Annotated in this window: 6 protein-coding genes and 1 pseudogene; 4 read left to right on the forward strand and 3 right to left on the reverse strand. The window is 60.6% G+C overall.

Annotation, left to right across the window (positions count from 1 at the left end; all coding sequences use genetic code 11):
- Positions 1-1416, forward strand: a 1416-nt coding sequence (locus ACTHV6_RS07375) for an amino acid permease (protein ID WP_441386642.1), incomplete at its 5' end; no start/stop codon positions are given.
- Positions 1417-1479: 63 nt separating this feature from the next.
- Here the strand turns inward: ACTHV6_RS07375 and ACTHV6_RS07380 are convergent.
- Positions 1480-2103, reverse strand: coding sequence for a superoxide dismutase (locus ACTHV6_RS07380; protein ID WP_441386643.1), 624 nt, complete (start codon positions 2101-2103; stop codon positions 1480-1482).
- A 231-nt stretch (positions 2104-2334) separates the two neighbouring features.
- On the opposite strand from ACTHV6_RS07380, the gene ACTHV6_RS07385 reads away from it, so the two are divergent.
- Genes ACTHV6_RS07385 through ACTHV6_RS07395 form a run of 3 tightly spaced genes read left to right on the forward strand, consistent with a single transcriptional unit; the run spans position 2335 to position 4746 of the window.
- Complete coding sequence (locus ACTHV6_RS07385; RefSeq protein ID WP_441386644.1) at positions 2335-2793, forward strand: hypothetical protein; 459 nt, start codon at positions 2335-2337, stop codon at positions 2791-2793.
- Positions 2793-3854 carry an anthranilate phosphoribosyltransferase gene (gene trpD, locus ACTHV6_RS07390; protein ID WP_441386645.1) on the forward strand — a complete coding sequence of 354 codons (1062 nt, stop codon included), beginning with the start codon at positions 2793-2795 and terminating at the stop codon, positions 3852-3854. The genes ACTHV6_RS07385 and trpD overlap by 1 nt, the downstream gene beginning before the upstream one ends.
- Positions 3847-4746 carry an Fpg/Nei family DNA glycosylase gene (locus tag ACTHV6_RS07395; RefSeq protein ID WP_441386646.1) on the forward strand — a complete coding sequence of 300 codons (900 nt, stop codon included), beginning with the start codon at positions 3847-3849 and terminating at the stop codon, positions 4744-4746. Before trpD ends, ACTHV6_RS07395 begins: the two co-directional genes overlap by 8 nt.
- 3 nt (positions 4747-4749) lie before the next feature.
- On the opposite strand, the gene ACTHV6_RS07400 is transcribed toward ACTHV6_RS07395, so the two are convergent.
- Both ACTHV6_RS07400 and ACTHV6_RS07405 read right to left on the reverse strand, forming a co-directional pair.
- Positions 4750-5028, reverse strand: a complete 279-nt coding sequence (locus ACTHV6_RS07400; RefSeq protein ID WP_441386647.1) for an Lrp/AsnC family transcriptional regulator — start codon at positions 5026-5028, stop codon at positions 4750-4752.
- Positions 5029-5078: 50 nt separating this feature from the next.
- A pseudogene (locus tag ACTHV6_RS07405) lies at positions 5079-5613 on the reverse strand (DEDD exonuclease domain-containing protein); the annotation flags it as partial.

Raw genomic sequence — 5613 nt, forward strand, 5'->3', positions numbered from 1 at the left:
TTACACGCCCGCCACCTCACGATGATCGCCATCGGAGGCGCGATTGGTACCGGGCTATTCGTAGCCTCGGGCGAAACGATCTCCACAGCTGGTCCCGGAGGCGCCCTCGTGGCCTACACGGCCATCGGGCTGATGGTGTACCTCCTCATGCAGTCTCTGGGTGAGATGGCAACCTACCTCCCTGTGGCCGGTTCGTTCGAGGAGTATGGGCGCAGGTTCGTCAGCCCGAGCTTCGGCTTCGCGATCGGGTGGAACTACTGGTACAACTGGGCTATCACTGTGGCCGCGGAACTGGCGGCCGCCGCCCTTGTCATGAAGTTCTGGTTCCCAGATACTCCGGGCTGGATGTGGTCGGCCGTCTTCCTCACCGTGCTGGTAACACTCAATGCGCTCTCGGCACGTGCCTACGGAGAAGGCGAGTTCTGGTTCGCTCTGATCAAGGTTGTGACAGTCGTTGTGTTCCTCGTTTTGGGGCTCTTGATGATTCTTGGAATCTTCGGCGGCTCTACTCCCGGATTCTCCAACTGGACAGACGGTGAGGCTCCATTCGTCAACGGTGGCATGGGAATTGTTGCCGTGTTTATGGTTGCAGGGTTTAGCTTCCAAGGAACGGAACTCGTGGGAGTTGCCGCAGGCGAAGCTGAGAATCCGGAAAAGACCGTTCCTCGTGCCATTCGGACGATCTTCTGGCGTATCCTCTTGTTCTACATCGGCGCGATCGTCATTATCGGCTTCCTCGTGTCCTACACGGACCCGAATCTGCTGAAGTCTGATATCTCAGATATTTCGGTTTCACCGTTCACTTTGGTGTTTGATCGGGCGGGTGTGGCCGCTGCGGCAGCGGTGATGAACGCCGTTATCCTCACTTCGGTCCTCTCCGCTGGCAACTCCGGTCTGTACGCCTCCACCCGTATGCTCTACGCACTCGCGTGGCAGGGGAGCGCCCCGAAGATCTTCAAGAGCACGAGCTCGCACGGTGTACCCATCCCCGCGCTGATCGCCACCACGCTCGTGGGCGCGATGTGCTTCATATCCTCACTCGTCGGGGATGGGCAAGCCTACATATGGTTGGTGAACGCCTCTGGGCTGGCAGGGTTCATCACATGGATGGGCGTTGCGTGGTCTCACTGGAAGTTCCGAAAAGCGCTCCAAGCTCAGGGGCATGATCCATCCGAACTGCCCTATCGCGCAAAGTTCTATCCGGCCGGGCCCATCATTGCGCTCATCATGTGTACGGTTGTGATTGTGGGTCAGGGCTACGATGCCATGTTCGGTTCTCACGATTTCACCGCGCTGATTTCCAGCTATATCGGGCTACCGCTGTTCTTGGCCCTGTGGGCAATCCATAAGTGGAAGACGGGTTCGAAGCCAGTGAGAGCAGAAGAGGCGAATTTGGAGCGCCCGGGCCGCTCCTAGGGCAGTTTTCAACGTCAAGAAGGGGCGCCCCGCCGGGCGCCCCTTCTTCCTACGCGCTATGACTTAGCGGAGAACCAAGCCGTCGGTCTTCGCCACGGCGTTTGCGAGACGATCGGCGACATCCTGCCAGTTCGCGATATTCCAGATTGCCTTGACGTAATCTGCCTTGACGTTGAGGTAGTCAAGGTAGAACGCGTGCTCCCACATATCCAGCATGAACACGGGGGTCTGCGCCACAGGGACGTTGGCCTGCTGATCGAAAAGCTGGAAGATGTTCAGCTTGCCGGAGATGGAATCGTAGGCGAGTACTGCCCAGCCCGAACCCTGAATGCCGGTTGCGGCTGCGGTGAACTGTGCCTGGAACTTTTCGAAGGAGCCGAATGCATCGTTGATGGCCGCTTCGAGCTCACCTTCGGGGCGTCCGCCGCCATCCGGGGACAGGTTCTTCCAGAAGATTGAGTGGTTGGTATGGCCACCAAGGTTGAATGCCAGATCCTTGGAGAACTGGTTGATCTTCGAAAGATCGCCAGCCTCACGCGCGGCTGCAAGATTCTCGATAGCGCTGTTGGCGCCGCCTACGTAGGTGGCATGGTGCTTATCATGATGCAGCTCCATGATCTTTCCAGAGATGTGCGGCTCAAGCGCTGAGTAATCGTAGGGAAGCTCGGGAAGAGTGTAAATAGCCATCTGTATCCTCCATAACGTTGTGGGCACGTAGCCCGATGTAGCTCTCAAACGGCGTCCGTAGAAGGCGGCGAGCACCGCATGAAGCCTTGGCTACAAGTATAGGGACCAATGTCCTGTAGCGTTAGGGTGTATGGCGAGATTCAGCCATTAGCCAAGGTATCCGAGGGCAGTGGAAGAATGATCCGACGGGCGGGCGCATCACCGGGCCGCGGAAATCGCTACTATAGTGTGGTGGCACAAGAGCTAACTATGACGCATACCTTGGAGGTAGATATGGCTGAGGATCTCGCGCAAACAGCTACGCGCACGGTCAACGTACTGGTGTGTTCGGATGATTCTGCAACACGCCAAGAGGTCCTGACGGCCGTTGGCCACAAGGCTGGCCCCTCACTCCCGGACATTACGTGGCAGGAGGCCGCAACTCCGGATATGGCGCGCGCCTACGTTGAGCAGGGCAACTTCGATCTGTTGATCTTGGACGGAGAATCCCCGAAGCTTGGCGGCATGGGACTGGGAAAAATGATCCACGATGAGATCGATCCAGATATCCCGTTTATCGTGATTCTCGGGCGCCCGCAGGATGAGTGGTTAGCGCGGTGGTCTGGCGCTGCCGCCGCCGTGTCCTTCCCGATCGATCCGCGCGAACTCGCAGGCACGGTAGATTCGGTTCTCACCCGCAAGCTGAGCTGATGGCCGAGTTCACGTGGCCGGGTCTGATCTCCTCACTGATCGATCACGAGGATCTGCCAGCCGAAGGTACGGCATGGGCGATGGATCAGGTGATGTCAGGGGAAACATCGCCCGTGGTTCTCGCAGGCTTTCTCACTGCGCTTGCAACGAAGGGTGAGACACCCGATGAACTGAGGGGCCTTGCCGATGCGATGCTCGCTCACGCGGTGCCGGTCCGCGCGACGGGTCCCATTCTGGATATTGTCGGCACCGGCGGCGATCGCCTCAAGACAGTCAATATCTCAACGATGGCATCACTCGTGATTGCTGGGGCTGGCATTAGCCTTGTCAAGCACGGCAATCGAGCGTCCTCGTCCGCTTCAGGTTCGGCTGATTGCTTAGAGGCTCTGGGCGTTAATCTCCAGATGTCCGTTGAGGATGTGGAACGGTGTTTTGCCGAACTTGGCATCACGTTCATTTTCGCGAACGTGTTCCACCCCTCCATGCGCTTCGCCGCTCAAGCGCGGCGTGATCTGGGAGTCCGCACAGCCTTCAACATCCTTGGGCCTCTAACGAACCCCGCGCGGCCCTCAACCAGCGTGATTGGTGTGACCAGTGAGGCGCACGCTCCCATCGTGGCCGGTGTGCTAGCCGAACGCGGCACTAATGGGCTCGTTTTCCGTGGGCGCAACGGCATGGACGAACTATCGGCTGCTTCCCCCAACCAAGTGTGGGAGATTCGCGGCGGTACCGTTGGCTACTCGGAGCTAGACGCCGTCAAGGATTTAGGATTGGCGCAGGCCAGCGTTGACGATCTTCGCGGCGGCCAAGCCGAGGAAAACGCGGCGATAGCCCGAGGCGTCCTCACAGGGATCAAGGGCCCCGTTCGCGACGCCGTGGTGCTCAACGCAGCAGCTGGGATTGTGGCCGATGGCCGCAATACTGGTGTCCAGCCAGAAGACGGCACGCTGGCCGAGCGTTTGCGGGCCGGGATCACTCTGGCGGAGCAGACCATCGATTCGGGCGCCGCCAACGATCTGTTGACCCGCTGGGTGAATTTCTCGGCTGGCGTCAGTGCCTGAAGGAGACGCCTCGCACCGGTTGGCGCGAGCATTTGACCATCTTTTCGTTGGCCAACCTCTTGCCGTTTCTTCGCCTCAAGGCAGGTTCTCCAGTTCCGCGGAGCTGATTGATGGCGCCACGCTCACCAGCACACACGCCGTGGGAAAGCACCTCTTTCTGGGGTTTGACGGCGCAACCACGCCGCGCTGGATACACGTGCACCTTGGCCTGTACGGATCGTGGCGCTTTTCTGGCGATTCAACCTTCGAAGGGCCGGCCTCAATTGGGGCACCACGGCGCATCATGGCACCCAGCACCACGAGCGGCGATGCGCAGTGGCAAGCCCCGGCTCCCGTGGGGCAGGTCAGGCTGCGTTTACGGGGCCAGCACGGCGTGGCAGACTTGTCGGGGCCCAACCGCTGCGAGCTCCTCAGTGATGAGGAGCGCATCTACGCCGAGGCAAAGCTAGGTCCCGATCCGCTGGGCCAACAAGCCCATTCGCCCACATCGGAGGCGGAGTTCATCACCCGCGTGCGCGGGCGCCGGCGTGCCATCGGAGAGTTGGTCATGGATCAGTCCATCGTGGCGGGTGTTGGGAACATCTATCGGGCCGAGGGCCTATTCATCGCGGGAATTTCGCCCACCCGGCGCGGTGATCGCGTATCGGCGGCCCGGCTTGCCGCCCTGTGGCAGCACTTCTGCGTTCTCATGGAGCGAGGGTTGGACTGTGGCAGGATCGAAACCGTATCACCGCAGGACGCACCCGTCCCGCCGCTCCCTGACGATCCGGAGGCCTCCCGCTGGTACGTGTATCACCGCACGGGCCGGCCATGTTTGCGGTGCGGAACGCCGATCAGCGAGAAGCTCATGCAGTCCCGGCGCCTGTTTTGGTGCACGGGCTGCCAGCGTTGAGCATCAGTCCAGCCCGATGTGGAAGGCCTCATCCAGCATCTCTTGGGAGTAGGTACGGAACGCCAAATACGTGGTGATGCCCGTGACGCCCTCGACCTTCCCGATGTGATCGGAAATGACGGTAGCCAAATCCTCGTGGGCGTTCACCCGTACCATGGCAATCACATCGTGATCTCCGGTGACCGAGAATGCCTCTGACACGCCCTCCACGGCGGCGATCGCTTGAGCGGCCTCGGGGATCAGTGAAACGTCAACATCAATGTGAACGATAGCGGTGAGCATGGTGCCTTCTTTCGTGTAGTACGTCCTGAAACTCTAGTTTAGGCCAGCACTTAGTGTAGAGCAGGCAGCGGCGCCTGTTTGGGAACGCGGTGGCGCGCGGGGGAGCGGCGCGCCAGTGCGAGCGGGCGCTCCCCGTCAAACTCCAGAAGCCGCGTGTTGTCCCTCCACAGCCAGCCCAGAAGGATGTCAGATTCTTCGATGTGCGCTGCCCCTCCCGCGATGTCCGGACGCGAAACGGCTGGACAGCTCTCAGCAAGCGCTTCGGCCACGAGGGGAACGTCCTGGTCCGCACGTGCTACCACGGTACCGACGAGGCGCCCATAGCGGATCACGGCGATCTCCCACCCGTGCTTCTCACGTGCGGCCGCGATGATTTCAGGAGCTGTGAGCATCGGAATGAGCCGTTCCTTGCGCTTGCTGACGGACATCAGGGAGGCCACCCGGTCCCGTTCCGTTGCCGCTTGTTCAAAACGTTCGGCGCTTGCCAACGCGGCCAGCCGCTCCATCTGCGCCTCCCAGATCCAATCGCACCCCCCGCCCAGAGCGGCGCTGGCCCGCTCCACAGCCGCAGAATCCGCCCCGGAA

Origin of the sequence: Ancrocorticia sp., assembly GCF_052089425.1 — a bacterium.
In the GTDB taxonomy this organism is placed as follows: Bacteria; Actinomycetota; Actinomycetes; order Actinomycetales; family Actinomycetaceae; genus Ancrocorticia.

Coding starts and splice junctions, on each gene's coding strand:
- ACTHV6_RS07380 (WP_441386643.1), bottom strand. CDS start 2,103: ATGGCTATTTACACTCTTCCCGAGCTTCCCTACGATTACTCAGCGCTT.
- trpD (WP_441386645.1), top strand. CDS start 2,793: ATGGCCGAGTTCACGTGGCCGGGTCTGATCTCCTCACTGATCGATCAC.
- ACTHV6_RS07400 (WP_441386647.1), bottom strand. CDS start 5,028: ATGCTCACCGCTATCGTTCACATTGATGTTGACGTTTCACTGATCCCC.